This is a genomic window from Pseudoalteromonas sp. C8 (genome assembly GCF_011378685.1).
Lineage (GTDB): Bacteria > Pseudomonadota > Gammaproteobacteria > Enterobacterales > Alteromonadaceae > Pseudoalteromonas > Pseudoalteromonas arctica.
The window spans coordinates 53,152-79,078 of sequence record NZ_WTKT01000021.1; the positions used below are offsets into that span (position 1 = coordinate 53,152).

A 25,927-nucleotide genomic window follows, 5' to 3' on the forward strand; every position below is an offset into this window, starting at 1 on the left:
GTAACTGCATGTTTGAAGTCGATGAAGATATTTTACAAGACTTTCTTGTAGAGGCAGGAGAAATCCTAGAGCTTTTATCTGAACAGTTAGTTGAACTGGAAAATAATCCAGAAGATACCGAGTTACTAAATGCCATATTTAGAGGCTTTCACACTGTAAAAGGTGGTGCAGGCTTTTTAGCTATGACAGAACTTGTTGATGCTTGCCACGGCGCTGAAAACGTATTTGATTTACTACGTCAAGGCGTGCGAACGGTCAATTCAGAGTTAATGGATGTTATTTTACAAGCGCTCGACACCATTAATGAAATGTTCGCGACTATCCAAAATAGGGATAAGCCGGAACCAGCAGATCCTGAGTTACTTCAAACCCTCCATATTTTGGGCCTACCTCCAACAGAAGCCGAGCTTAACGGAGTCGCTTCAGAAACTGACGTTGAACAACCTCTTGATGAAGTAGTTGATACGCCAATAGCTGATGAGGAAGATCCATTTGCATTTGATGAAATGTTTAGTGGAACTCCTTCGGTTAGTGACGCTGAAATAAACGAAATCACTGAAGATGAATTTGAAAACTTACTTGATGAACTACACGGTAAAGGACAAGGTCCTGCAGTTGAAAAGCCAGTAGCAAGTAGTAGTGATTTTAATGGTGATATTACTGATGATGAATTTGACAGCTTATTAGACGAGTTACATGGAGTTGGCAGTTTTGGTGAGGTTGCGAGTAAAGCACCTGAGCAAAGTAGTGCAGTTAAAGCGCCTGTAGAATCAGCTAAACCAGCGTCAAATACTGCTAATTCATCAGATGATGAAATTAGTGATGATGAATTTGAAGCGCTTCTCGATGAACTTCATGGCAAAGGCACTGCACCTAAATCAATAGAAAGCACTCCAGCTGTGAAACAGCCCAATATTCCAGCTAAACCAGCTGCAAAAACGAGTGTGCCTGTAAAAAAACCAGAACCTGTAAAAGCACCCGCTTCTAAACCGGTAGAAAAACCGGTTGCTAAAGCAGCGCCAGCAACGCCTAAAAAATCAGCGCCACCAGCAGCAGAGACGACAGTTCGCGTAGATACAAAACGACTTGACCAAATTATGAATATGGTTGGTGAGTTAGTACTTGTGCGAAATCGTTTGGTTAGTTTAGCGACCAACTCAGACAGTGAAGCAATGGGTAAAGCAATCTCTAACTTAGATGTAGTGACTGCTGATATTCAAGGCGCGGTTATGCAAACACGAATGCAACCAATTAAAAAGGTATTTGGTCGTTTCCCTCGCGTAGTACGCGATTTAGCACGCAGCTTAAACAAAGACATTGACTTACAACTTGTAGGTGAAGAAACCGATTTAGATAAAAACTTAGTGGAAGCACTAGCCGATCCGCTTGTGCATTTAGTTCGAAACTCAGTTGACCACGGTATTGAAATGCCAGCTGTTCGTGAGGCTGCCGGTAAGCCTAGAACAGGTAATGTTACTTTATCAGCGTCTCAGGAAGGCGACCATATTTTGTTGACCATTAAAGATGATGGCGCTGGTATGGATGCTGAGAAACTGAAAAAAATAGCAATTAGTAAAGGCGTGCTCGATCACGATCAAGCGAGTCGACTTTCTGACACTGAAGCATACAACCTAATTTTTGCACCTGGCTTTTCTACAAAAGAAGAGATATCTGATATCTCAGGTCGTGGTGTTGGAATGGATGTGGTGAAAACTAAAATCACCCAATTAAACGGCTCTGTAAGTATTCAATCTGAGTTAGGTGTAGGTACTATTTTAGAGATAAAAGTACCACTTACCTTAGCCATATTACCGACCTTAATGGTAATTGTTGGCGCACAAACATTTGCGTTACCACTTGCAGGTGTTAGTGAAATATTCAACTTAGATTTAACGAAAACAAATGTGGTTGATGGGCAATTAACAATTATTGTGCGTAAAAAGGCAATACCGTTATTCTACCTCGAGCACTGGTTAGTTAAAGGCTCAGATCGTTCACAGCGAAAAGCAAAAGGCCATGTAGTTATTGTGCAAATTGGTACGCAGCAAATTGGTTTTGTTGTTGACTCATTAATTGGCCAAGAAGAAGTAGTGATTAAGCCGCTTGATGCGTTACTTCAAGGAACACCAGGTATGGCAGGTGCTACAATAACTTCGGATGGTGGCATTGCACTGATTTTAGACGTTCCAAACATGTTAAAACATTACGCAGGCTAATAATAAAGTAGGTATATATTTAATATATACCTACGCATAAATTTAATAAGAGAGCTAAATGGCCGTTAAAGTTTTAGTTGTTGATGATTCAAGCTTTTTTCGCCGCAGAGTAAGCGAAATCCTTGAGCAAGATAGCGATATACAAGTTATAGGCTTTGCTGTGAATGGCAGAGAAGCTGTTGAAAAAGCAGCTCAGCTACGTCCAGATATGATCACTATGGATGTCGAAATGCCTGTGCTTGATGGTATTAGCGCAGTTAAAGAGATAATGGCGAGTAATCCAACCCCGATCTTAATGTTTTCATCACTAACACGTGATGGCGCAACAGCAACGTTTGATGCGCTAGATGCTGGAGCAATGGATTTTTTACCGAAAAAATTTGAAGACATCGCTCGCAATAATGAAGACGCTATAAAGCTTTTACAAAATAAAGTGAAAGATATAGGGCGAAGACGTTTACCGCGAACGTTTAAAGCTGCAACACCACCTAAGCCAGTAATATCAACTAAACCGATAACAAGCTCACTTTCGCAAAGAACAAACACACTAACGCCTTCGATAAAACAACCCGATAGAAGCTTTCAAAGAGCAGCCCCTACAACATCGTCAGGTTCAAATATTGCCTCAATGCGAGCAAGTGGAAAGCAATACCAGCTTGTGGCTATTGGCACTTCTACAGGTGGCCCTGTTGCACTACAAACTATATTAACTCAATTGCCTGCTAATTTCCCTCATCCTATTTTGCTTATTCAGCATATGCCAGCTGCTTTTACACCTGCATTTGCGGCACGTTTAAATGGTCTGTGCCAAATAAAAGTGAAAGAAGCGCAACAAGGTGACCGCTTACAACCAGGAACTGCTTATCTAGCGCCTGGCGGACAGCAGATGATGGTAGAAGGGCGTGGTGCAAATAGAACTCTGCGCGTATTTGAAGATCATAGCGAGAGAATAAGTTATAAACCGAGTGTAGATGTAACTTTTGCCAGTGCAGCAAAAACGTATCAAGGCGATGTGCTTGCTATCGTTTTAACAGGCATGGGCGCTGATGGACGTGACGGTGCAAGAATGTTAAAACAAACGGGTGCAACCATTTGGGCACAGGATGAAAAAAGCTGTGTTGTTTATGGAATGCCTCAAGCCATTGCTAATGCGGGGCTTTCGAGTGAAAGTTTAGCATTAAGCGATGTTGCAGCACGTATCAAGAGAGAGGTAGGTTGTGGATAAACTCTCAATATTTGGACTATTTGTAGCACTTGGTGCAATAGGTCTAGGTTACTCTTTAGAAGGCGGCGTTGTTTCTGCTTTATTTAATGGTCCTGCCCTTATTATTGTATTAGGCGGCACGCTTGGTGCTGTTATGTTGCAAACATCAGCAAGTACCTTTAAAAAAATGCTAAATATGAGCTCTTGGGTTTTTGTTGCGCCACAATATGATATTGAAGATGCAATAGAGCAAGTTAAGCGGTGGTCTCATAAGGCACGTCAAGAAGGTTACTTAGCGCTTGAAAACGAAGCGCTAGCTCACCCAGATGCATATGCAGCAAAAGGTTTAAGCTTGCTTGTAGATGGCTGCTCAGAGCAAAAACTACGTGACACGCTTGAAATTGATTTACTGCTAGAACGCGATCGCTTGCTTGAAGCCGCACGTGTTTATGAAGCGATGGGGGGCTACAGTCCTACCATTGGTATTTTAGGTGCTGTGCTTGGTTTAATACAGGCAATGTCGTTTATTACCGATCCACAAATGCTTGGTGCAGGCGTTGCAACGGCATTTATTGCGACCATTTATGGTGTTGGTTTAGCTAATTTATTGTTTTTACCTATGGCAAATAAGTTAAAACAGCGTGTAGAGCAAAAAATGCTTTACCATGAAATGCTTGCCGAAGGTGTGATTGCAATAAGCGTTGGTGAAAGCCCAGTAAATATAGAATTAAAGCTTGAAGCCTATCGTGTAGAGCGTCCTAATTTAGTGGACGAATAACATGCTACGCCGACGACTGCGTCACTCTGCTCCTAAAAGTCAACATACAGAGCGTTGGCTTGTATCGTATGCCGATTACATGACCATTATGTTTGCTTTTTTTGTGGTGCTGTATGCGATAGCGATCAACAAAGAAGAACAATTTCAAATATTGTCAGACTCCCTTGAACACGTTTTTGATAAATCTGCCCGCCAGCACTCCCAGCAAGGTGAGGGCGTCAATGGTAATGGAATATTGACTGATAGAGTGACACCTGAACAAGAAGTTCTTTATGGTGAAAGTATTTTAAAAGAAGAACAAGGTCCAGAGTTACTCGACGGTCAAAGTGATACAAGTAACATACAACAAAAATATTTAGGAAAACCACTTGATAGCTTACTTACTAAGCTGCAGTCAGCGCTTATTGATGAAATTCGTGATGGAGAAGCCAGTTTAGAGCTTAATCAAGATTGGCTGATTATAGAGCTAAGCTCAGGTATGTTATTTTCAAGTGGTAGCTCAGTTGCACATTCTAGGGCAAAACAAGTCGTCAAAATTGTTAAAGATATTATTGCTCCAGTAGATAACTATATTAGGGTGCGTGGCTATACTGATGATGAAAGTATTCGCAATGAAATATTTCGCTCAAATTGGGAGCTCTCGGTTGCTAGAGCAACATCTATTTTAGTAGAGCTGGAAGCATTAGGTATTAATTCTGCCAGAATGGCGATAGAAGGTTATGGTCAATATTCACCTTTTGTAAGTAACGATACAGAACAAGGGCGAGCAGAAAATCGTAAAGTTGTTATTGCACTTTCTAAGTATGGTTTACCACCGATACAAGACATTAAAGGTGATGAACAAGCCGTTAAGCCAGTAGCGGAAGAGCCTGAAATTGAGCTCCCTTCAGATGACGATACAATAAAAATAATTCGTTTGCCTCATGGTGGTATTCGCATAACAACGCGCAATGAACAGTAATTAGGATGTAATGTGAAGATTTGGACTGTCGCAAATCAAAAAGGTGGTGTTGGTAAAACAACAACAGCAGTGAGCCTTGCTGGTATTTTAGCTTTGCAGGGTAAGCGTGTGTTGCTTATTGATACAGACCCTCATGCATCACTCACTTATTACTTTGGCATTGACTCAGAAGATTTGGAAGTCAGTGTATATGATATTTTTGCGCGTGGCACGAGCATGCAAAGTGAAGAGATACTTCAAGCTTTATGCCCATCAACACTTGAAAACCTAGATATTTTACCCGCAACAATGGCGATAGCCACGCTTGATAGAAGCATGGGAAATAAAACAGGTATGGGATTAATACTAAAAAAAGCGCTTGCAAAAATCAGTGAACATTACGATTATGCCATTTTAGATTGCCCCCCAGTTTTAGGGGTGTTAATGGTTAATGCGCTTGCAGCAAGTGAGCGAATTTTAGTGCCAGTGCAAACGGAATTTTTAGCACTGAAAGGGCTTGATAGAATGATGCGCACTATGGAATTAATGCAAACCTCTCAAGCGAAAGATTATCAATATACTATAATCCCTACTATGTATGATAAACGTACTAAAGCATCGTTAGAAGCATATAAAACACTTCAAAGTACGTATGGTGATAAAGTCTGGCCAGGTGTGATACCGGTAGATACTAAATTTAGAGATGCAAGCTTTGCGCAAAAAGTGCCTGTAGAGTATTGTCCTCGTTCGCGTGGTGTATACGCATATAAAGCACTGCTAGAATATTTAATTGAACAAGGTTAATGAATGAGTAAGCAATTATTTGCTAATGAAAAAGTAATGAAACAATACCTAGGGGCTTTGTTATGTGAAGACGAGCCTGTAGATAACCTTGAGCCAGTCGCAAAATTACTTGAGCAAATGCCACACGACTCGCAGCAAGAACATATTCATTTAAAACCAAAAGAACAGATAAAAGCGGCAGAAAAAATATTTGATCAAGATTTACTTAATTCTGAAATTAAGCCAATAGTTGAACCGATTTTTGAAGCCGCAAAAGTTAATAAAGCCATTGACGATGAAGTAATAGAGCCGATAAGTACGACTACAGAAGAACCAGAACCACAGATTATAACCACTAGCCAATCTGACTATTTTGATGGTGAATTTCAGGCATTATTTTTTGAAGTTGCTGGTTTAACATTGGCTGTACCATTAAAAGCATTAGGCGGTATACATCAATTAGGTGAAGTAAATCATTTGTTTGGTAAGCCAAAGTGGTTTAAAGGCGTTATGCTCAACAGAGAAGAAAAGCTTAATGTTGTTGATACTGCTCGTTGGGTAATGCCAGAAAAGTATGATGATAAATTAGAGGCGTCTTTAGATTATCAGTATTTAATTACCTTAGGTGATAGCCAGTGGGGCTTATTAGCTGAAAAGTTGATAAATAACATTACATTGAGTAAAGAAGATGTAAAATGGCGTACAAATAAAAGTAAGCGCCCATGGCTTGCTGGTGTTATAAAAGAAAAAATGTGTGCTTTAATAGATGTAGATAATTTAAATATATTATTAGAGAAAGGCTTAGATAGCCGTCAGTAGTAATGACCATTACGGGGTAATAGCATGAATCAAGATAAATTACTGTCAGCAAATAAAAACGCAGATAATAATGATGAAATTTTACAGTGGGTTACGTTTAAGCTAGAGGAAGAAACCTACGGCGTAAATGTAATGCAAGTACAAGAAATACTTCGTTATACAGAGATAGCCCCTGTACCAGGTGCACCTTCTTACGTTATTGGTATTATTAACTTACGCGGTAACGTTGTAACTGTTATTGATACTCGTGCACGTTTTGGTTTGTTAGCTGCTGATGCAACCGATAATTCTCGTATATTAATTATTGAAGCTGAAGAGCAAGTTATCGGCATTTTAGCCGACAGCGTATCTGAAGTCGTTTATTTACGCAGCTCTGAAATCGATAGTGCACCAAATGTTGGTACTGAAGAAAGTGCTAAGTTTATTCAAGGCGTTTGTAATCGTGATAATGAGTTACTGATTTTAGTCGATTTAAACAAGTTACTCAGCGATGATGAATGGGATGAGTTAAGCGATATATAAGCTTTACCAAATAAATTATGCTGTTACTTAGTATAGCTATATCAGCGTTAGCGGTAGGACTTATATCGCTGGCGCTAATAATTGCATTAAAAAACAAACAAGTGAATGAAATTAATGCTGTATTACAGCAGCTTAAAGATAGCTCAGAGCAAACTCATATTTTGCGAAGTGAAATTTCAGAGCTTAGAACAGGGCTTTTAAGTATTGGTAAGCGAGTGCTTGAGGTTGAGCAACAAAATCAAGATTTAATACAACAACAAGCTGCGCAGAAATACGATGACCCTGATGCTAAAATTTACTCTCGTGCAGTAAAAATGGTTGAGTTAGGTGCGGACCTCGATGAGGTGATACGCGAATGCGAATTACCGCGAGCAGAAGCCGAATTACTATTTTCACTACATAAACAAAAAGGCGCTTAGCGCCTTTTTAGCTATAAGCGTATAAATAATCTCACGCTTTAATATTTAACTTACCTTGAAAGTCTTGCCAGCCTGGCGGAAATTGACCTCTTAATACATACGAAAACGCAATAAGCTCTGCAATTACATAATAAAGCTCTTTAGGGATTTCTTCCCCTAAGCTTAAATGCGACAACGTTTTAGCAAGCGCTGCATCTTCGTGGATCATAATCCCTTTTAATTTTGCTGCTGCAATTATTTCGTCAGCTAACTCACCAAACCCTTTTACGCTTACTGTGGGGGTGTTGCCAGCTTCGTATAAAAGCCCAATGGCTGACTTATTAATGGGTGCATCGCTCATTACTAAACCTTAATATTAATAATTGCATGAGATTTATAAAATGCCTGATTATTTGTATCGCCTCGCTTTAAGTTGAGTTCTCCAACTTGTAAACCATGCTTAGCTAGTTTGGATCTTAAATTATCTAAGTGAGGGTGAGCAATTGCGCTTACTTCTTGGCTCGAGGCTAATAGCTGGCAATCGAGTGCTTTATCCATTAACTCAGCGGTAATCTGTAACTGCCCAATCTGTGCATAATCAAAGTTTAACCTGATAAACCATACATTTTTATCTTCTAATTTATCTGCGCTTGGCTTTTTATATTGCCCCAATGTTATTTCTGTTTGGGCGGCCTCAGGCGGCAATTTCATTGGTAATAAAAATTGTGCAAGCGGGTTTGTGTCAGGTTGCTGATTTGGTGTTGAAACACTTACTTGGGTAAGTGTGTTTTTAACTTGTACGATTTCGCTAGCCAATGCTTGAACTTGAGCTTGCTGCAGTTGCTCAAGTATTTTTGCTCCCGCGTTTCCTGTTTTAAAAGTAGGTATGAGTACTTGTAAAAGTGCATCTAAGCCAGTTTGGTTATTAAAGCTTATCGGTGTTACTGATTGGCTAATTATAGGGGCTGCTAAAATACTCACTGCAACTTGTTCAAGTCCTTTAGTGAAGCTACTTTGTAGTATGTCACCCGTTAATTGAGATGGTTGTAAGGTGGCTAATACTTCACGCTGTATGGTCGCAGGGTTAATATTATTACTTGAGACCATGCGATTAAATGCTTGGTTAATTAAGCGAGTTAAATCGGGCGTTTCTTTTGTTGCTCTATTTGTAATATCAGTAATTTGACTACTTAAAAGCTGTTTGTTACCAGCTACTCTATCCGTAGGGATTGTGGCATCAGGAAGCTTTAATAGTGTGCTTAATAGCTTTGCTTCTATTGGTTGTAGCATTTGACTACGAGAGGCAATATTAGATAACGGCTCTGCTAATGGGAGCATATTTTTAATCGAGGCTGGGTTTACACTGTTTTGATTGTTGCCGTTTATTACTGGTTGCACTGAAGACGTTGTTTGCCCTTTAGTAACAACTTCACTTGTAGGCTTAATTAACGTATCAACTTTACTGTTAGTACTAATACTCCGAGCACTCAATTGACTCGCGTTTAAATTACTTGGCTTAGCGCTCGCCACTTCATTTTGAGTAATGTTACTTGTTATTGGCGTGTAGGTTGTTGCTGTGTTTGAAGGTGATTGCCAAACACTAACACTTCCTTTTATTTGCTGAGTTAATTGTACAAGTGGCGGGAGTCTTGAAAAGTGCTCTGGTAAAGTATTGCTCGTATTACTATTTAACGCAGTACTTACATTTTGAGTAATGTTAACTCTATTTAACGGTGATACTGTTAATTGCGTAACTAAGCCCGGCCTTTGTATCGCAGATGATCCAGACGGCGGCATTAACTCAGATTTATTTGCTGCTGCAAAGGGCTTACTTTCAAAATATTTAACTGCATCATTAATTCGCGTTTTTAAATCACTAAAGCTATTTTGTAGCCACGACTTTATTGGGCTATCAGGTGTAAGCAGTGGGCTTGCTTTAATAGTGGACGCAGAAAAATGTATTTCAGAGACACTGCTTTTTTGAGCTAAAAGTAACTCGTTAAACGGTTTAGAAAATGAGTTATTAAGCGTCACTTTTATATTATTAGTATCGGTTTTAATAAGTAATTTATCAGCCTGATTTATTAAATTTACCTTAATGGGCGTGCTAGGTAGCTCACTAACTTGTTGATTAGTAATAGGCGTCGTAAACGAACCTGACTTTTGAGGATCAGTCAAAATAGCTAGTTTAGGTGTTGCTTGAAGTTGCGCACTAGGTAATAAGGCCACGAGTAATTTAGTAAGTTTAGTTTGGCTAAGTGGTTGCGTATGAATTGTATCTGCAAAGCGATTAATAACATTAAGCTGTGCGCCTTTGTTAGTCGTGCTAACAACTACTTTTAAAGGCTGCTCGGTTAAAAGTAACTGCGCTACGTCTTTATTTATGGCAATACTGGCGTTAAGTTTATCAATTACTAATTTTGGGGTAGGGGACATAACCACTTGTAAATCCATTGGTTTGCTTTGTACCTCAGTGCCCGTGCTTACATAATTTAATAAACGCTGTAATTGTACTGGTTGATTTAAAGTAAGGGTTGTAGTGTTTGGTGTGATGTTGAGCTGTTTGCCATCGGGACTAAGTTGTATGTTAGCACTGGCTATTTTTTGTAAATTTTGAGGTGCGCTTGTAGTGCCAAGTCTTAATGTTTGCCAATGTTTATCAATAAATACATCAAGCGTAATCGAGTCTTTCGAAAATTGAATGTTTTTAGCCGCAAGTACCTCATTAGGTAATTGCGATAACTCATTGGTTTGAGGGTTTGTCGATTGATTGATAACCAATGAATTAGATAATGTTATTTGCGTTGGCGTATTCATTATTTTAAATCAAGTTTTCTCTATTTTAAGTGAATCGATTTTAAAGCAATATTCGTATTACCCTATCATTATGGTAGACTAACGCCTAATTTTTGGCAGAGAGAATCGTCATCTTGTTACACATTAAGTCCGTCACCTGCATCAAGCAAGATCGTTGTTTGTTTGCGGATCTTAATTTTAGCCTTAATAGCGGTCAAATCATGCAATTAGCGGGTCCTAATGGGGCTGGTAAAACATCGCTATTGCGTATTATCGCAGGCTTTTCTGTGCCTGATGAAGGGGCTGTTTTATTTCAAGAACAGCCTATATCTAAGTATTACGAAGAGTATGCCAGAGAACTACTCTTTATAGGCCACAAAACAGGTGTAAATATTCAGCTTAGTGCAGTTGAAAATGTTCGTCATTGGTTACAAATTAATGGCTACATAAACCAGCCTGACTTGTATCCCATTTTAGCGCAACTTGGCCTTGTTGGACTTGAAGATGTACCGGTTAGAATGTTATCTGCTGGACAACAAAGACGTGTAGCTTTGGTTAGGCTTTGGTTAAGTGATGCTAAATTATGGGTACTTGATGAGCCATTTACCGCGCTTGATAAAAGCGGTGTTGCCTTTTTACAGCAGCGATTTACCGAGCACTTACTAAACGGTGGAGCTATTTTGTTAACGACTCACCAAGACTTAACGACCCATTTTAGTAACTTGCAAACGGTTACACTGGAGTATCGTCACTAATGACTCGTCAACATTCTTATTGGTTGCTATTTAGTGCGGTATTTACCAAAGATGTAAAACTTGCGTTTCGCCAGCGCGCTGAAATTGTAAATCCTATTTTGTTCTTCTTAATTGTAATTTCATTATTTCCGTTAGCAATCGGGCCTGAGCCTGGTTTACTAGCGAGAATGGCACCGGGAATTATTTGGGTTGCCGCATTACTTTCTACCATGCTGGGCTTGGATAAGCTGTTTAGAGATGATTTTAATGATGGCTCATTGGAGCAGTTAATTGCATCGTCTTACCCGTTATCGTTAACCGTACTTGCTAAAGTGGCTGCTCACTGGGTGGTAACAGGTTTACCGCTTGTATTAATGACGCCGCTATTTGCATTGTTGTTAAACCTAGAAAGTACGGCGTTAACAGCGACTGTTTTAACATTATTATTAGGCACTCCACTATTGAGCTTTATTGGCGCAATAGGCGCAGGGCTTACTGTAGGATTACAAAAAGGGGGTATTTTGATGAGTTTACTCGTACTGCCTTTGTATATTCCTGTTTTGATTTTTGCAACGTCGGCTATCGATACCAGCACCATGTCGCTGGATTATAGTGGGCAGCTTGCCATCCTTGGTGCAATGTTACTTATTGCTATTATTAGCGCACCAATTGCCATATCGTCAGCTTTAAAAGTGAGTGTAAGTTAATGTGGAAGTGGTTACATCCCTATGCTAAAGCAGAGCGTGCATACCAGTTATGCAATACGTTACTGCCTTATTTTGCCGTAGTTACTGTAGTTAGTATGATTGTTGGATGGGTATGGGGGCTTGGTTTTGCACCTGCCGATTACCAACAAAAAGACAGCTACCGTATCATCTTTATTCATGTTCCTTCTGCCATTTTGTCTATGGGGGCTTACTCATCAATGGCTATTGCAGCTGTTGTTGCACTTGTATGGCAACTACGAAATGCCGAACTTGCCGTTATTGCTATAGCGCCTGTTGGTGCTTGTATTACTGCTATAGCGCTTATTACTGGCGCTGCATGGGGTAAACCTATGTGGGGTGCTTGGTGGGTATGGGATGCGCGTTTAACGTCTGAACTTATTTTATTATTTTTATATCTTGGCGTGCTTTCGCTTTACCATGCATTTGAAGATAAGAAGTCAGCAGGGCGTGCGGCTTCTATTTTAGCGATTGTGGGCGTAATTAACTTACCTATTATTCATTACTCAGTTGAGTGGTGGAATACGCTACACCAAGGCGCAAGCATTACAAAACTAGACACCAAAGCAATAGACCCAAGTATGTTTTGGCCACTTATGGTTAATATTTTAGCCTTTGCTGCATTTGTAGGAACAGTGACTTTAATTCGTCTTAAAAATGAAATTTTACAACGCGAAAAGCACCGACCGTGGGTGCGTTTGTTGTTAAATAAGGGGTAATTATGCAGTTTGACTCTTTTTCTGATTTTATTGCAATGGGAGGCTACGGGTTTTATATCTGGCTTTCTTTTGGTACATGCGCCCTTATTTTACTCGGTATTTTAGTGAACTCTTTAAGAGATACCAAACGTATTATGGCTTCAGTTGAGCAACAAATAATACGTGAAGCGCGAATTAAAAAAGCTAAACAGGAACAAGCCTCATGAATCCAAGACGTAAAAAGCGCCTATTGGTAATTATTGCCGTACTGTTTGGTATTGGTGGATCAATTGGTTTAGTGCTTTATGCACTTCAAGAAAATATTAATCTTTTTTATACGCCAAGCGAACTTATTGATGGCAAAGGGCCTAATAAAGAAAAACCATTCATTGGCCAAAAGCTACGTATTGGTGGCATGGTTGTACCAGGCACGGTTGAGCGTAATGAACAGAGCTTACAAGTAAGCTTTAAGCTAATTGATACAGGTCCATTAGTGACCGTGCGTTATCAAGGCATATTGCCAGACTTGTTTCGTGAGGGGCAAGGCATTGTAGCGCAGGGCGTATTAATCGAACCTAATGTTATTGAAGCATTTGAAGTGCTTGCAAAGCATGACGAAGAATATATGCCAGCAGAAGTTGCTGAGGCAGTTAAAGGTATTAAGCACGAAAAACCAAAATACAACTTAGATAGTGGTAATTAGCTATGATCCCAGAAATTGGTTATTTTTCTTTAACGCTCGCCATGGTGCTGAGCGTTTTACTGTGTATTTTTCCTCTTTGGGGCGCGCATACCGGTAACCTTCGATTAATGCGTGCGGCTCCATCTTTAGCAATAGGGCAATTTGCTTTTGTACTAATCTCTTTTGCTGCACTAATTTACGCCAGTGTAACGGATGATTTTACCGTATCGTATGTGGCATATCATTCAAGTAGTACGCTACCTTGGTATTACAAAATCACCTCTACATGGGGCGGCCATGAAGGCGCTATTTTACTGTGGTTAGTAATGCAAGCTGGTTGGACTGCAGTTGTCGCTGCGCGTTCTAAATCATTGCCTTGGGTGCTACGTGCTCGCGTATTGGGCGTACTTGGTTTTTTAGGTGTGGGTTTTATGATGTACACCTTACTACTTTCAAGCCCGTTTGAGCGCCTACTTCCTTATTTCCCTGTCGAAGGGCGTGATTTAAATCCGTTACTTCAAGATCCGGGCATGATTATTCACCCGCCATTACTGTACATGGGTTATGTAGGGCTATCAGTTGCTTTCTCTTTTGCTATTGCTGCGTTGTTAACCGGTAAGCTTGATAACACGTGGGCTAAGTGGTCACGTCCGTGGACAATGACTGCATGGGGCTTTTTAACTCTAGGAATCACAATTGGTAGCTGGTGGGCATACTCAGAACTTGGCTGGGGTGGCTGGTGGTTTTGGGATCCAGTAGAAAACGCATCATTAATGCCATGGCTTGTTGCAACTGCATTACTGCACTCGTTAAGCGTAACTGAAAAACGCGGTGTGTTTAAATCGTGGACCGTATTACTTGCTATAGCAGCATTTTCATTGAGCTTATTAGGCACATTTATTGTGCGCTCGGGTATTATTGTATCGGTACATGCTTTTGCAACAGACCCTGATAGAGGCTTATTTATACTCGCCTTTTTAGGCATCGTTGTAGGTGGTGGCTTAGCGTTATATGCACTGCGTGTATCGCAAGTACATAGTGAAGGTCGATACAAGTTTGTATCACGCGAAGTGGCGTTATGGCTCAATAATATATTTTTAGTAGTTGCTACATTAATCGTATTGCTGGGTACGTTATTACCTATGGTTCATAAAGAAATGGGCTTGGGCAGTATTTCTATTGGCGAACCGTTTTTTAATAAGATGTTTGCAATAATTTTAGTGCCGTTTGCTATTTTGATGGGGATAGGGCCATTTTTACGCTGGAAGCAAAATAAATGGGCTTTCTTACAAAACAAAATATTAATGGGCGTATTAGCCAGTGTAGTGATTACCTGTGCTTGGTTGTTTTCAAGTTACGATTTAGTAAAACCACTTACGCTACTAGCCACTACGCTTGCGGTTTGGATTGCAATATCAACTGGGATCGACATTTATACTAAATCTGCTGTACACGGCACCTTAAAAGAAGGTTTAAAACGCTTAGGTGTAAGTTACTGGGCTATGGTGCTTGGGCATATTGGTATTTCGTTTGTTATTGCAGGTGTAACGCTTACATCGGCGTATTCAGTTGAGCGTGACGTATCGATGAAACAAGGCGACACAGTTCAGCTTAACGAGTATGAATACCGCTTTGATGGTGTTAAAACTATTCGCGGGCCGAACTACAGTGGTCATGCTGGTGTTGTATCGGTGCTTAAAAACAATGAGCTAGTAACACGCTTACACGCCGAAAAGCGTAAGTATGATATTGGTATGCAGTTTATGACAGAGGCGGCAATAGATGCAGGCTTTACACGTGATTTATACTTAGCGTTAGGTGAGCAGTTGAGCCAAGGTGCATGGTCACTTCGCATTTATCATAAACCGTTTGTTCGTTGGATGTGGATTGGTGGTGTGCTTATTTCCCTAGCTGGATTTATGATTTTATTTGATAAACGCTACCGTACATCAGCTAAAACAGCGCGTAGAGCTGCATCGGAGAATGTTTTATGAACCGTAAAATTTTAGCTATTGCGCCGCTTTTAGTATTTGCTTTTGTGTGTGTATTTTTATACCAAGGCCTTTTTGCTAATCCTCGTGAAATTCAAACGGGTCGGTTAGGTCAAGAAATGCCAGCATTTAATCTACCTGATTTAATGCAAGACAATAAGCCGTGGACCAACGAGTCTTTAAAAGGCGAAGTTTACTTACTAAATGTATGGGGTACTTGGTGCCCAACATGTTTAGTTGAACTTGGTTATTTAACTAAGTTACGTGAGCAAGGCGTTAAAATTATTGGGCTTTATTACGTACAAGGTTACGATGCTGACTTTGATGGCCCGTTTGATATGCAATCACTTCGCACCGAAGTGAGCGATATGCTGCAACGTGCGGGTGACCCATATCAATTTAATATCTTAGATTTACATCGTACTTTGTCGTTGGATTTAGGTGTTTCGGGTGCGCCTGAAACATTTTTAGTCGATAAAAACGGCACTATTTTGTTGCATCACACGGGCGATATAAACCCGCGAGTATGGCGAGCTAAATTTGCGCCAATTATGCAGGAGCTTAAATAATGAAATGGTTACTACTTACGCTTAGCCTTTTTGTAAGCATCAGTGCGTTTGCAGAGCAAGATCGCTATCAATTTGATAACAACAAACAAGCGATATTGTTTGAAGAGCTAACTAAAGAGCTGCGCTGTCCTAAGTGTCAAAATCAAAACATTGCGGACTCTGACGCTGTTGTTGCTAAAGACTTGCGCGATAAAGTACTTGTATTGGTTAAAGAAGGTAAGAGCAAAGACGAAGTGATTGATTACATGATTGACCGCTTTGGCTATTTTGTTCATTACGACCCACCAGTTACACCAGCGACTTTAGTACTTTGGGTATTACCTGTATTAATTGTCATAGTCGGCTTTGGTTTTATTGTTATTCGCCAGCGAAAAGCATCAGTAAAACAAACGTGGAGCAGTGACGACGAAATGCTGTTAGCTAAGCTAATTGAACAAAATAAACGTCAGGAGCAAAGTTAAATGATTTTAATGTGGGCGTGTTTTGCTTTACTCACACTGGTTGCTCTTGGGTTTGTGATGTTGCCTTTTTTAAAAAAAGAGCGCGTTCAAACAATTACTCATAACGCCAATGCTGAGCTAATTAGCATTTATGAGCAGCGTTTAGTTGATTTACAAACCGATTTAGATAATCAGCGTATTGATACCGTAAATCATGCAGAATCAATTATTGAATTAAAACGCCGTTTATTGAATGAGTTATCACCAGAAAAATCACTAAACAGCAAAGGTAATAATCGTATTTTTGCTTTAACTGGTGGCGCATTTGTTCTTGCTCTAACAGGTGTTTTTTATGGTTTAACGGGTAGTCAGCAGCAAATTTCGGCTTGGCATGATGCAATGGATAATTTAGCTGATTACGGCGAGCGTGCTGTAATGCAAAAAGGTGAGCCGCTTAGCCAGAATGAGCTGCAGGCTTTTGCATTGGCACTTCGTACAAAGCTTAGCCGCTCAGGTGATGACGAAGTCGCTTGGATGCTACTTGGACGAGTTGCTATGTCGCTTAATGAATTTGACATGGCGCAGCAGTCATTTGATAAAGCACTTCGTATGAATCCTGATAATATGCAGGTACTTATTAGTTATAGCCAAGTTTTATTACTAGAAGGTAGCGAAGCTAATATGACTCGTGCGGCAGGTATGCTCTCAAAAGTACTAAAAGTTGAGCCTACCAATTTAGATGCAATTTCGTTATTAGCACTCATTGCTTATGAACGTAAAGATTGGCCTCAAGCCAAAGCTGCATTTGAAGTTTTACTTGCGAGTATGGAAAAAAATGATTCTCGTTATAGCATGATCTCTGAGCGTATCGCTGATATAGAGAAGCAAATGCAAACGGAAGGCTCTGTTATGCCAGTTACTACAACGGGTGCTATTGCAGTTACAGTCGACATTGCAAAAGAGCTTATAGATAAACAGCCAAAAGACGGTATCTTGTTTATATTTGCAAAAGCAGCAAGTGGTTCGCCAATGCCATTAGCTGCTGTTAAACTCGCTAAATATTCATTTCCAATTACAGTTGAGTTGAGTGATAGTAGTGCAATGGTTGCAGGGCTTAACTTATCTAGTGCAGAAAATATTATTATTTCGGCGCGTATTTCTATAGATGACTCGGTTATGCCAAGTTCTGGTGAGCTAGAAGGTCATTCAGAGTCGTTAAAGCGTGAAAGTGTAAGTGACTACCAACTTCAAATTGATACATTAATACCTTAAGGACGTTAGATGTTAAAACACAGTTTTACTTTTTTATGTTTATTGATACTAGCCGGGTGTGCTCAAGTACCACAAAGCAAAGTAGATGACAGAGATCCGCTGCAAAGTATTAATCGTCCGTTATACGACTTTAATATGGATGTACTGGATGCTTATTTATTGCGCCCAGTTGCTGTAGGTTATGTTGAAGTAACGCCTGTACCGGTAAGAAACGGTATTGTTAATTTTACAGGTAATATTACAGCACCTGTGGATATGATTAATGCGGGTTTGCAAGGTAAGCCGGGTAATGCAAGTGTGAGCTTAGCGCGTTTTTTAGTTAACTCTACGGTTGGTATTTTTGGTATTTTTGATGTTGCCAGTTCACTTGGTCTTGAAATTGTAGATGAAGACTTTGGACAAACGTTAGGTGTATGGGGCGTGGGTGATGGCGCTTATTTAATGCTACCTGGCATGGGTCCTACAACAGCACGTAACCTGACCGGTGATGTAGTCGACAACTTTGTATTACCCGAAGTTGCGCTAACGACTCCACAAACTATTCTAGTGTTTGTTTTAAAAGCAGTTGAGGCGCGTGCATCATTAATCCCACAAGAAGGGTTATTAAATGATTCACTTGATCCGTACTTATTTGTAAAAGATATTTACTTCCAGCGTCAAATTTATGAGCTGTACGATGGCAACCCACCTATAAAAGAAGAGCCAGCTGATTTTGATGAAGACTTTTTAGAAAGTTTATAATTGAAAAGCCACTCATAAAAACGCCAGCTAAATGCTGGCGTTTTTATTTGCTGTTTATATATTTAACCTGAACTCTGGATAATAAATCTATCTCGAGCAGTTATTTTCAGCGCTAACTACGTTGAATTTACTTGCAATAGGCTAACTATTGACGCGTAAGTTCGCCTTGTTTTCACTGAAAATCTCTGGCTAGAGAAAAATAAATTTAAATATCATTATGATTTAATATATTAGTAAATATCTTAACCAGAGTTCAGGTAGTTTATTTTTCGTTCACTACTAACTGCATTTGTTCGTTAACCCAAGCTAGCGCTTCATGATAAGCATCGGGAACTTTTTCACCTAGATTTAGCTCTTTCGTTAGCTCGTTTGCAGCTGACCAGTTTGCTTGTTCGTAGTATTTAACTAAGTTTAAATATTTTGCTAGCAAGCCTTCATCGTTTAATAGCGCTGCTTTTATATCATTAGAAAGTGGAAGCTTTTTCATGACGCTTTCCATACTCTCATCTAAAATAGCATCCATTAGCGACATCATACCGGTTAAAAATGCCATGCCGGTATCTTTAAACTGCCCATGGGATATAGCGAGCAATTCAGCAAATCGAGCGCGCGTAAGCGATAGCCTAATTAGCTCTACAGGTTTGTCTGCTGATACTTGTGCTGCAAACAGTAGTGACAATAACTTTTTAATTTCGTTGGCGCCAAGCACTATAAGAGCTTGCTTAATGGTACTTATTTCTGCGCGTCTTGCAAATGCGGCAGAATTTGAATACCTAAGTAATTTATAAGATAGGTTTACATCACGTTCAAACACATCAGTGATTTTCTTAAGATCCATATCAACACTTGATGTTTCGTAAAGTAATTCAGCTAATGCCATTTCTGATGGTGGTAGAGCCTTACTTTGTACCATTTCAGGTTTTGAGAAGAAAAATCCTTGGAAATAATCAAACCCAAGCTCTAAAGCTTGTTGGTAAATTTCATAGGTTTCTACTTTTTCGGCAAGTAACTTAATATGTGAGTGCGGTTTTAAATCGTTTAGAACCGTTTTTATTGTATCTATATCGGATGCTAAAAAGTCTATTTTAATAATATCAATAAATGGGTAAAAATGACGCCATACAGGTTGATGAATATAGTCATCAAGAGCAATAGTGTAACCTTTATCTTTTAAATCTTTAACGATAGCTAATAAACGCTTACCAGGCTGGATAGTTTCAAGTATTTCTACAACTATAGTGTCTTTACCTAGTAGTGTAGGGTAACCCTTTGATAGTGTTTCTAGGGTGAAGTTTATATAGGCAGGTTTATTGTCGGTTAAATCTTCTAAACCAAAATTAAACTGGCTACCCTCTATAAGTCGTGTTGTTGCTTCGTCACCATCTATATCGGGAAATACGTTATCAACGCCATCACGAAATAAAAGCTCATAACCGATAAGTTTTTTATCTCTATCTAAAATCGGTTGACGTGCAGCGTAAAAATACATAAACAGTTCCGTAAGAGTGATGTAATTGGGTATTGTAATAATATATGGCAAAAGATTCAAAATAGCATTACGTATATTTGCATGATTAATAAATTATCATTATAAATTAAGGTGTTTCTTCTATTTAATTTATTATATTTTACCAATTCGCTTTAAAATTATTCAACACGAGTATTTTTGTATCAGCTGGAAGCAACAAGTTGGAGATTTTATTGTTAGGCATGATATAGTCAGCGAGAATGGTTTTTATCCTAATAGTGTCTTTATTATAATATTTTAAGAGTCAATATTCGGATCAAGAGCCTGTTATTAATAATTATGCGGAGGCTAATTTGGAAACAGGAATGATTATTTCACTAGCATTATATTTTGTTGTAATGTTAGGTATCGGACTATATGCATATAAGCAATCTACTGGCGATGTATCAGGTTACATGTTAGGTGGACGAAATCTATCACCAAGTGTTGCTGCACTATCTGCAGGTGCATCTGACATGAGTGGCTGGATTTTAATGGGCCTACCTGGTGCGATGTTTGTTACTGGTTTTAGTAGTACATGGATAGCAATTGGTTTGGTGATTGGTGCTTGGTTAAATTACCTGTTAGTTGCACCTAGATTACGTGTGTACACTGAAAAAGCAAATGACTCTATAACAATCCCAGATTACTTCTCAAATCGCTTCAATGATAAGTCAAACTTATTACGTGTTGTATCAGCTGTTGTGATTATAGTCTTCTTTACTCTTTACACGTCATCTGGTGTTGTAGCCGGCGGAAAATTGTTTGAAAGCTCATTTGGTCTAAGTTATGAAGTGGGTTTATACATTACAACGGGTGTCGTTGTTTTATACACTTTGTTTGGTGGTTTTTTAGCGGTTAGCTTAACTGATTTCGTGCAAGGTTGTATTATGTTCATCGCACTGATTCTAGTGCCTACTGTTGCATACTCTTTACTTGAACAACCTCTGGAATCTACTTTACATAGTGTAAATCCAGATATGCTTAACTGGATTGGAGCAGGCTCTGCATTAGGTATTATTTCTGCAATGGCATGGGGTTTAGGTTATTTTGGTCAACCACATATCATCGTTCGTTTTATGTCGGTACGTAGTGTTAAGGATATGCCTAAAGCTCGCCGTATTGGTATGACATGGATGATTGTTGCTGCCCTTGGTGCTGTTGGTACTGGTATATTTGGTGCTGCTTATACTTATGAGAATAATATTGTAGTTGAAGATCCTGAAACGATTTTCCTAATTCTTTCTGAGTTATTGTTCCATCCACTTATTGCTGGCTTTTTACTAGCTGCAATTTTGGCTGCTATCATGAGTACTATCTCATCGCAATTGCTAGTAAGCTCAAGTTCATTGACTGAAGATTTATATAAAACATTTTTACGTAAAGATGCTAGCGACTTTGAATTAGTTACTGTTGGTCGAATTAGCGTTGCATTTGTTGCCCTGTTTGCAATTTATTTAGCGTACGATAGAGATAGCTCTATTTTAGACCTAGTAAGTAATGCATGGGCAGGCTTTGGTGCTGCTTTTGGACCTCTTGTATTGTTTAGCCTTTATTGGAAACGTATGAATTTTGCTGGCGCCTTATCTGGTATGTTAGTAGGTGCGTTTACAGTGCTTGTTTGGATTTATGGTCCGTTTACTATTAATGGTGAAAGTTTAAGTAGCTTTATGTATGAAATAGTACCTGGCTTTATTTTAGCGAGTATCGCAATTGTTGTTGTTAGCTTAGTAACAAAAGAGCCAGAGCAAAACATCACTGCTTTATTTGATGAAGTAGAAAAAGAGCTTTAAATAGCAATTACTATTCATTTTAAAATGAGTAGTAAGTAATACCAATCCGCGATAATACTTAATCATTTTGCGGTGCTAAACGTGTTGCTACCGGCGTTAAAAAATTATCATTTAGAACAACTAAATATCAAATTTTTTGCCTAGCTATCAACACGTTTTTCCACCCTCAAAATAGATCACTTAATTAAGCGAATTGGTATAATAAAAAAGGGAGCAACTAAGTTGCTCCCTTTTTTATTTAGTTTGTCCCGTCCGAGGAGAGGGCAATCTACGAGTTAACTTGCTTTTTTATCGTTGTTATCTTCAATTGACGCAACGTTATCTGACTTTTTACTTTTTGCTGGCGCTTTGGTAACAACTGGATCTTTGCCGCCCTTTAATATGGTCATAAAGTCATCTTTGCTTTTCGCTATTTCTAAAGCAAGTGATTCAATTTGTTGCTCACTAAGCGGTACGTCTACCTTTTCTAGCATTAGCTCAAGTGATTCTGCTATATCGAGCATCTTGTCATAAGCATCAGCTTCTTTTTTGGTAGTAAACGTCATACGCTCGACTCCGTTTCGTTCTACAACATATTTAACAACAACAGCCATGATTTCTCCTGCAAAATTGCTTGGCACCGTGGTTTGTAAAAACCATTAGATTACTGTTTTTATGTACAGTAATGGTTTGGGCGTAAATTTGCAAGCGCGAAGTATTAATTTTTAGGTGTCTTAAATTTGACAAAAAACGGTAACTTTACTTTAGTTAAGCAATCACTTGTTGTACCAGCTGCATTTTCAGGATTTCGGATCATAGTGATAATGCGTTTAGGTACACTTTAAATGATGAGCTTTTCAGTTCCTTACTTTTTGGTTTTCCTAAGCAACATTCAAAATTAAGAAAAGAAGAATAGGGACAAGTTTGATGAAAACGTTAAAAAATTTATTCATAATAAGCTTATTATGCTTACTACCTGCAACTACCGTATATGCACAATTATCGGAAGTAACTAAGCAAATGCCTCAAGTTGAGACAATTAGTATAAATAATGCTGATGCAGATATGCTTGCTAAGCTACCGGGTATAGGTAAGAAAAAAGCGCAGGCAATTGTGGATTACCGTGAAGAAAACGGCGAATTTAAAAGCGTTAGTGATTTATCGCAAGTTAAAGGAATTGGTAAAAAACTATTAGCCAAATTAGAGGGGAAAATTTCACTTTAATAGCAGTAGATAACAATCAGGGCGCTATGCGCCCTGATTAAATTGTTTTAATGCATCGCTTAAGTGTTTTTTAGCAAAGTTGATTTCAATAGGTGTTGTTAAAAGTGGGTAGCAAAGTCCGCCGAGTATCAAAAACGGGATTAATATCCAACCTTTAAATACCGTGAATATTAAAAATAGTGGACTTAGTAATATTAATTTAATAATACGCAGTAACACTTTATCAGTTGGCGATAACATACTTAAAGAAAGTGCTATTACGTCTTGGCGCTTGCGTACTTTTAGATGTTTAAGCTCATCTAATTGGCTTGAAAAAAATGTAAACATATCAAATCGACTTTTTAATTAATAAACGGCCAATAACTATAATAAATAGTGTTAGTGAGAAAATCCCAAATATAATTTCCATCCAAGCAGGCATGCTCAAACCAACAAACTGCCAATCTATATTTCCACAATCCCCGGTCGCCTGAAAAAAGCTAGGTATCCATTCATGTAACGGCATAAACGATGGGAAGTTTGGTTCAAACTCACAGCTAAATGCAAAAGGGTCTGTGGTGGTTTGCATATCAATATGCTCGCGAGCAATTAAATATCCCCAAACACTCGATACACCCCAAATTACATACGCTAATATACGAACTGCTTTGCTCTGTGGTTTAGTCGAACCTACGATTCCTGCGCCTAATAGACCCAGTACGGCTGTACGTTGATATATGCACATTATGCAAGGCGCCAATCCCATTTGGTATTGAAAGAAAAGGGCGGTCACTTCAAGTAAAAAAACGATAGCTGTAAATAAAAGCCACGGGGTACGTTGGGTGGGTAATTGGGCAAGCCAGTTCATAAAAATTCCGCGTTTAAATAAGACGTTAGATTATGACCTAGGATAATGTATGCGGCAACAAAAAGGAAAAAAAAGCTACCGAAGTCGCTTTTTATAAGATGAAATTATTGACCACTCAATGCAGCCTCAGCAGAGGCTACATGACGCTCTACTTAGTTCCCATTGATACATAAGCTTAGTTATATCGCTTACTTATACTACATTGGTACATTGCCTAATCAATTCTTTAAAGTTGCGGTTAGAACGCTCTGTTGCATAGGTGTTCCTTTTTAATGTACTTATGTGTTTTAAGTTGATTCAGCTAGGTATGGTGTAAATAAAAAATACCAATAATTACAATGTACCTACAATGAATATTGCTCTGTATATTTATACATTGTAGCTATATTAGAAAAACCTAAATTTTATTATTTATTAATCTTTAATTTCTACTCATTTGCTTATTAATATACCTGACTTTACTTGTTAGTTATGCTTCGTCTGGTACAATCAGTCAGTTATTCGTGTAAAACGATGAGTGTTGATTAATTCGAGTGGGAACTGGATGAGAATTTTTAAAGCGAAAAGCCCAGCAGGATTTGCTGAAGAATATATAGTTGAATCTATTTGGAACGGCGATTTCCCTCCAGGTTCAATTCTACCTGCCGAGCGAGAACTTTCAGAGTTAATTGGTGTAACAAGAACGACCTTGAGAGAAGTATTACAGCGTTTAGCACGTGATGGTTGGTTAACAATTCAGCATGGTAAACCAACAAAAGTAAATAACTTTTGGGAGACGTCTGGCTTAAATATTCTTGAAACACTAGCGCGCTTAGATGAAGACAAGATGCCAGAGCTGACAGATCAGCTTTTATCTGCACGTACTAATATTAGTGCTATTTATACACGTGCTGCAATTAAGTTAAATCCTGAACGTGTAATTGAAATTTTATCACAAAGTCATGAGCTAGAAGACACTGCGCAGGCATTTGCTGACTACGATTACAAAGTTCATCATGAATTAGCCGTTGCGGGTAATAACCGTATTTATGTATTAATACTCAACGGTTTTAGAGGCTTTTATTCAAAGATTGGTTGTCATTACTTCTCTGATGCTGGAACTCGTGAACTTGCTCGTCAGTTTTATAAAGATTTAACAATCTTGGCAGAAAATAAAGAGCACGATGGTGCTATTTCGATGATGCGTAAATACGGTCATCAAACAGGTGAGATTTGGCAAAAAATCCGAGGCGATATGCCCTCAGATATAATGGATTAAATTTAAACGAGAAGCCTGCATTTGCAGGTTTTTTTGTACCTGTAAAAATTAATACCACATTATATGAATTTTTAAACAATTTAATGTATTAACCCTTCTTCAGTAACGTCAAAAGTTCTATCTAATTACAACGCAATTTACACTTCAAAATAGACCTATTATTCAAGCAGATTAATGCAAGTTGTAAGTGTTCGTTATTTTCGATTGCTCACATCGTTAAATGCGATTGTTCTTTTGTAGTGAATAACTTTAGAATGCCAGTTAATTATATGTGTGCGCTATTGGTTTTTAATTTTTAGCGCCCATATAAGTACCAGCATTGCGAAAGCAATTGAAAACAAACTCAAAATATTTGGAGAATAAAATGGGTGTATTAGTAGGCCGCCAGGCACCAGACTTTACCGCTGCAGCTGTTCTTGGTAACGGTGAAATTGTAGATAGCTATAACCTTCATGAAACAATTAAAGGTAAAAAAGCAGTTATCTTCTTTTACCCACTAGATTTCACGTTTGTATGTCCTTCTGAACTTATTGCATTTGATAAGCGTTTTGAAGAGTTTCAAAAGCGTGGCGTAGAAGTAATTGGTGTTTCTATCGATTCACAATTCTCACATAACGCATGGCGTAACACCGCTGTTGCAGACGGCGGTATTGGTAAAGTTCAATACGCACTAGTTGCAGATGTTAAACACGAAATTTGTAAAGCGTATGACGTTGAGCATCCAGAAGCGGGTGTTGCATTTCGTGGTTCATTCTTAATCGACGAAGAAGGCAATGTACGTCACCAAGTAGTGAACGATTTACCACTAGGTCGTAACATCGACGAAATGCTTCGCATGGTTGACGCGCTAGCGTTCCACACTGAGCACGGTGAAGTATGTCCTGCCGGTTGGACTGAAGGTAAAAAAGGTATGGACGCAAGCCCTGAAGGCGTTGCTAAGTTCTTATCTGAAAACGAAGGCGAGCTATAATTTAGCCCTTAGTTTTAAATAAAAAAACCGCCAATTGGCTA

At 38.9% G+C, this 25,927-nt stretch carries 28 protein-coding genes; 22 read left to right on the top strand and 6 right to left on the bottom strand.

What is annotated here, in order from left to right:
• Positions 1-8: 8 nt before the first annotated feature.
• From GQR39_RS17335 to GQR39_RS17370, 8 genes are read left to right on the top strand one after another with little or no spacing between them, the layout of a single operon-like run.
• Entirely contained in the window at positions 9-2,216 is a 2,208-nt protein-coding gene (locus tag GQR39_RS17335; RefSeq protein WP_165736211.1) for a chemotaxis protein CheA, read from the top strand.
• 58 nt (positions 2,217-2,274) lie between these two features.
• The gene (locus GQR39_RS17340) at positions 2,275-3,441 is read left to right on the top strand and encodes a chemotaxis response regulator protein-glutamate methylesterase (RefSeq protein WP_165721592.1); all 1,167 of its coding nucleotides are present in this window, start codon (positions 2,275-2,277) and stop codon (positions 3,439-3,441) included.
• Positions 3,434-4,198 carry a flagellar motor protein gene (locus GQR39_RS17345; RefSeq protein ID WP_007585825.1) on the top strand — a complete coding sequence of 255 codons (765 nt, stop codon included), beginning with the start codon at positions 3,434-3,436 and terminating at the stop codon, positions 4,196-4,198. The genes GQR39_RS17340 and GQR39_RS17345 overlap by 8 nt, the downstream gene beginning before the upstream one ends.
• Position 4,199: 1 nt before the next feature.
• The gene (locus tag GQR39_RS17350; protein ID WP_165736212.1) at positions 4,200-5,159 is read left to right on the top strand and encodes a flagellar motor protein MotB; all 960 of its coding nucleotides are present in this window, start codon (positions 4,200-4,202) and stop codon (positions 5,157-5,159) included.
• A 12-nt stretch (positions 5,160-5,171) separates the two neighbouring features.
• Positions 5,172-5,942 carry a ParA family protein gene (locus tag GQR39_RS17355; RefSeq protein ID WP_007585827.1) on the top strand — a complete coding sequence of 257 codons (771 nt, stop codon included), beginning with the start codon at positions 5,172-5,174 and terminating at the stop codon, positions 5,940-5,942.
• Positions 5,943-5,945: 3 nt separating this feature from the next.
• Positions 5,946-6,740 (top strand): chemotaxis protein CheW, encoded by a 795-nt coding sequence (locus tag GQR39_RS17360; RefSeq protein ID WP_165725382.1) that lies wholly within the window; start codon positions 5,946-5,948, stop codon positions 6,738-6,740.
• 24 nt (positions 6,741-6,764) lie between these two features.
• Complete coding sequence (locus tag GQR39_RS17365) at positions 6,765-7,262, top strand: chemotaxis protein CheW (RefSeq protein WP_002959294.1); 498 nt, start codon at positions 6,765-6,767, stop codon at positions 7,260-7,262.
• Positions 7,263-7,279: 17 nt separating this feature from the next.
• Positions 7,280-7,681, top strand: a complete 402-nt coding sequence (locus tag GQR39_RS17370; protein WP_007585829.1) for a DUF2802 domain-containing protein — start codon at positions 7,280-7,282, stop codon at positions 7,679-7,681.
• 31 nt (positions 7,682-7,712) lie between these two features.
• On the opposite strand, the gene GQR39_RS17375 is transcribed toward GQR39_RS17370, so the two are convergent.
• Together GQR39_RS17375 and GQR39_RS17380 are read right to left on the bottom strand one after the other, a co-directional pair.
• Positions 7,713-8,021: an EscU/YscU/HrcU family type III secretion system export apparatus switch protein gene (locus GQR39_RS17375; RefSeq protein ID WP_007585831.1), complete on the bottom strand. Its 309-nt coding sequence runs from the start codon at positions 8,019-8,021 to the stop codon at positions 7,713-7,715.
• A 2-nt stretch (positions 8,022-8,023) separates the two neighbouring features.
• Positions 8,024-10,477, bottom strand: a complete 2,454-nt coding sequence (locus GQR39_RS17380) for a flagellar hook-length control protein FliK (protein ID WP_165736213.1) — start codon at positions 10,475-10,477, stop codon at positions 8,024-8,026.
• 113 nt (positions 10,478-10,590) lie between these two features.
• Here GQR39_RS17380 and ccmA point away from each other — a divergent pair, with 113 nt between their 5' ends.
• From ccmA to GQR39_RS17430, 10 genes are read left to right on the top strand one after another with little or no spacing between them, the layout of a single operon-like run.
• Positions 10,591-11,211 carry a cytochrome c biogenesis heme-transporting ATPase CcmA gene (gene ccmA, locus GQR39_RS17385; RefSeq protein ID WP_076916360.1) on the top strand — a complete coding sequence of 207 codons (621 nt, stop codon included), beginning with the start codon at positions 10,591-10,593 and terminating at the stop codon, positions 11,209-11,211.
• Positions 11,211-11,897, top strand: a complete 687-nt coding sequence (gene ccmB / locus GQR39_RS17390) for a heme exporter protein CcmB (RefSeq protein WP_002959286.1) — start codon at positions 11,211-11,213, stop codon at positions 11,895-11,897. The genes ccmA and ccmB overlap by 1 nt, the downstream gene beginning before the upstream one ends.
• Positions 11,897-12,634, top strand: coding sequence for a heme ABC transporter permease (locus GQR39_RS17395; protein ID WP_007585844.1), 738 nt, complete (start codon positions 11,897-11,899; stop codon positions 12,632-12,634). Before ccmB ends, GQR39_RS17395 begins: the two co-directional genes overlap by 1 nt.
• Positions 12,635-12,636: 2 nt before the next feature.
• Positions 12,637-12,840, top strand: coding sequence for a heme exporter protein CcmD (gene ccmD, locus GQR39_RS17400; RefSeq protein WP_007585846.1), 204 nt, complete (start codon positions 12,637-12,639; stop codon positions 12,838-12,840).
• Positions 12,837-13,316 carry a cytochrome c maturation protein CcmE gene (gene ccmE / locus GQR39_RS17405; protein ID WP_007585848.1) on the top strand — a complete coding sequence of 160 codons (480 nt, stop codon included), beginning with the start codon at positions 12,837-12,839 and terminating at the stop codon, positions 13,314-13,316. The genes ccmD and ccmE overlap by 4 nt, the downstream gene beginning before the upstream one ends.
• A gap of 2 nt (positions 13,317-13,318) precedes the next feature.
• Positions 13,319-15,289 carry a heme lyase CcmF/NrfE family subunit gene (locus GQR39_RS17410; RefSeq protein WP_024589932.1) on the top strand — a complete coding sequence of 657 codons (1,971 nt, stop codon included), beginning with the start codon at positions 13,319-13,321 and terminating at the stop codon, positions 15,287-15,289.
• A complete protein-coding gene (locus tag GQR39_RS17415) occupies positions 15,286-15,855 on the top strand; it encodes a redoxin family protein (protein WP_007585852.1) in 570 nt (189 codons plus the stop codon). The genes GQR39_RS17410 and GQR39_RS17415 overlap by 4 nt, the downstream gene beginning before the upstream one ends.
• Positions 15,855-16,316 carry a cytochrome c-type biogenesis protein gene (locus tag GQR39_RS17420; protein WP_007585854.1) on the top strand — a complete coding sequence of 154 codons (462 nt, stop codon included), beginning with the start codon at positions 15,855-15,857 and terminating at the stop codon, positions 16,314-16,316. The genes GQR39_RS17415 and GQR39_RS17420 overlap by 1 nt, the downstream gene beginning before the upstream one ends.
• Positions 16,317-17,567 (top strand): c-type cytochrome biogenesis protein CcmI, encoded by a 1,251-nt coding sequence (ccmI, locus tag GQR39_RS17425; RefSeq protein WP_010553888.1) that lies wholly within the window; start codon positions 16,317-16,319, stop codon positions 17,565-17,567.
• A 9-nt stretch (positions 17,568-17,576) separates the two neighbouring features.
• Positions 17,577-18,308, top strand: a complete 732-nt coding sequence (locus GQR39_RS17430) for a VacJ family lipoprotein (protein WP_007585858.1) — start codon at positions 17,577-17,579, stop codon at positions 18,306-18,308.
• A gap of 262 nt (positions 18,309-18,570) precedes the next feature.
• Here the strand turns inward: GQR39_RS17430 and GQR39_RS17435 are convergent, their stop codons facing one another.
• Positions 18,571-19,797, bottom strand: coding sequence for an HDOD domain-containing protein (locus GQR39_RS17435; RefSeq protein WP_007584100.1), 1,227 nt, complete (start codon positions 19,795-19,797; stop codon positions 18,571-18,573).
• Positions 19,798-20,129: 332 nt separating this feature from the next.
• On the opposite strand from GQR39_RS17435, the gene putP reads away from it, so the two are divergent.
• Entirely contained in the window at positions 20,130-21,608 is a 1,479-nt protein-coding gene (gene putP, locus GQR39_RS17440) for a sodium/proline symporter PutP (protein WP_101217622.1), read from the top strand.
• A gap of 275 nt (positions 21,609-21,883) precedes the next feature.
• On the opposite strand, the gene GQR39_RS17445 is transcribed toward putP, so the two are convergent.
• Positions 21,884-22,201: a YebG family protein gene (locus GQR39_RS17445; protein ID WP_007584105.1), complete on the bottom strand. Its 318-nt coding sequence runs from the start codon at positions 22,199-22,201 to the stop codon at positions 21,884-21,886.
• A 313-nt stretch (positions 22,202-22,514) separates the two neighbouring features.
• Between GQR39_RS17445 and GQR39_RS17450 the strand changes: the two genes are divergently transcribed.
• Positions 22,515-22,811: a helix-hairpin-helix domain-containing protein gene (locus tag GQR39_RS17450; RefSeq protein WP_024589927.1), complete on the top strand. Its 297-nt coding sequence runs from the start codon at positions 22,515-22,517 to the stop codon at positions 22,809-22,811.
• A 24-nt stretch (positions 22,812-22,835) separates the two neighbouring features.
• Here the strand turns inward: GQR39_RS17450 and GQR39_RS17455 are convergent, their stop codons facing one another.
• Positions 22,836-23,138, bottom strand: coding sequence for a DUF6170 family protein (locus GQR39_RS17455; RefSeq protein ID WP_010553884.1), 303 nt, complete (start codon positions 23,136-23,138; stop codon positions 22,836-22,838).
• A gap of 1 nt (position 23,139) precedes the next feature.
• Entirely contained in the window at positions 23,140-23,658 is a 519-nt protein-coding gene (dsbB, locus tag GQR39_RS17460; protein ID WP_007584117.1) for a disulfide bond formation protein DsbB, read from the bottom strand.
• A gap of 544 nt (positions 23,659-24,202) precedes the next feature.
• Here dsbB and fadR point away from each other — a divergent pair.
• Entirely contained in the window at positions 24,203-24,916 is a 714-nt protein-coding gene (gene fadR / locus GQR39_RS17465; protein ID WP_004335692.1) for a fatty acid metabolism transcriptional regulator FadR, read from the top strand.
• A 364-nt stretch (positions 24,917-25,280) separates the two neighbouring features.
• Positions 25,281-25,886 carry a peroxiredoxin C gene (locus GQR39_RS17470; protein WP_007378637.1) on the top strand — a complete coding sequence of 202 codons (606 nt, stop codon included), beginning with the start codon at positions 25,281-25,283 and terminating at the stop codon, positions 25,884-25,886.
• Positions 25,887-25,927 lie beyond the last annotated feature (41 nt).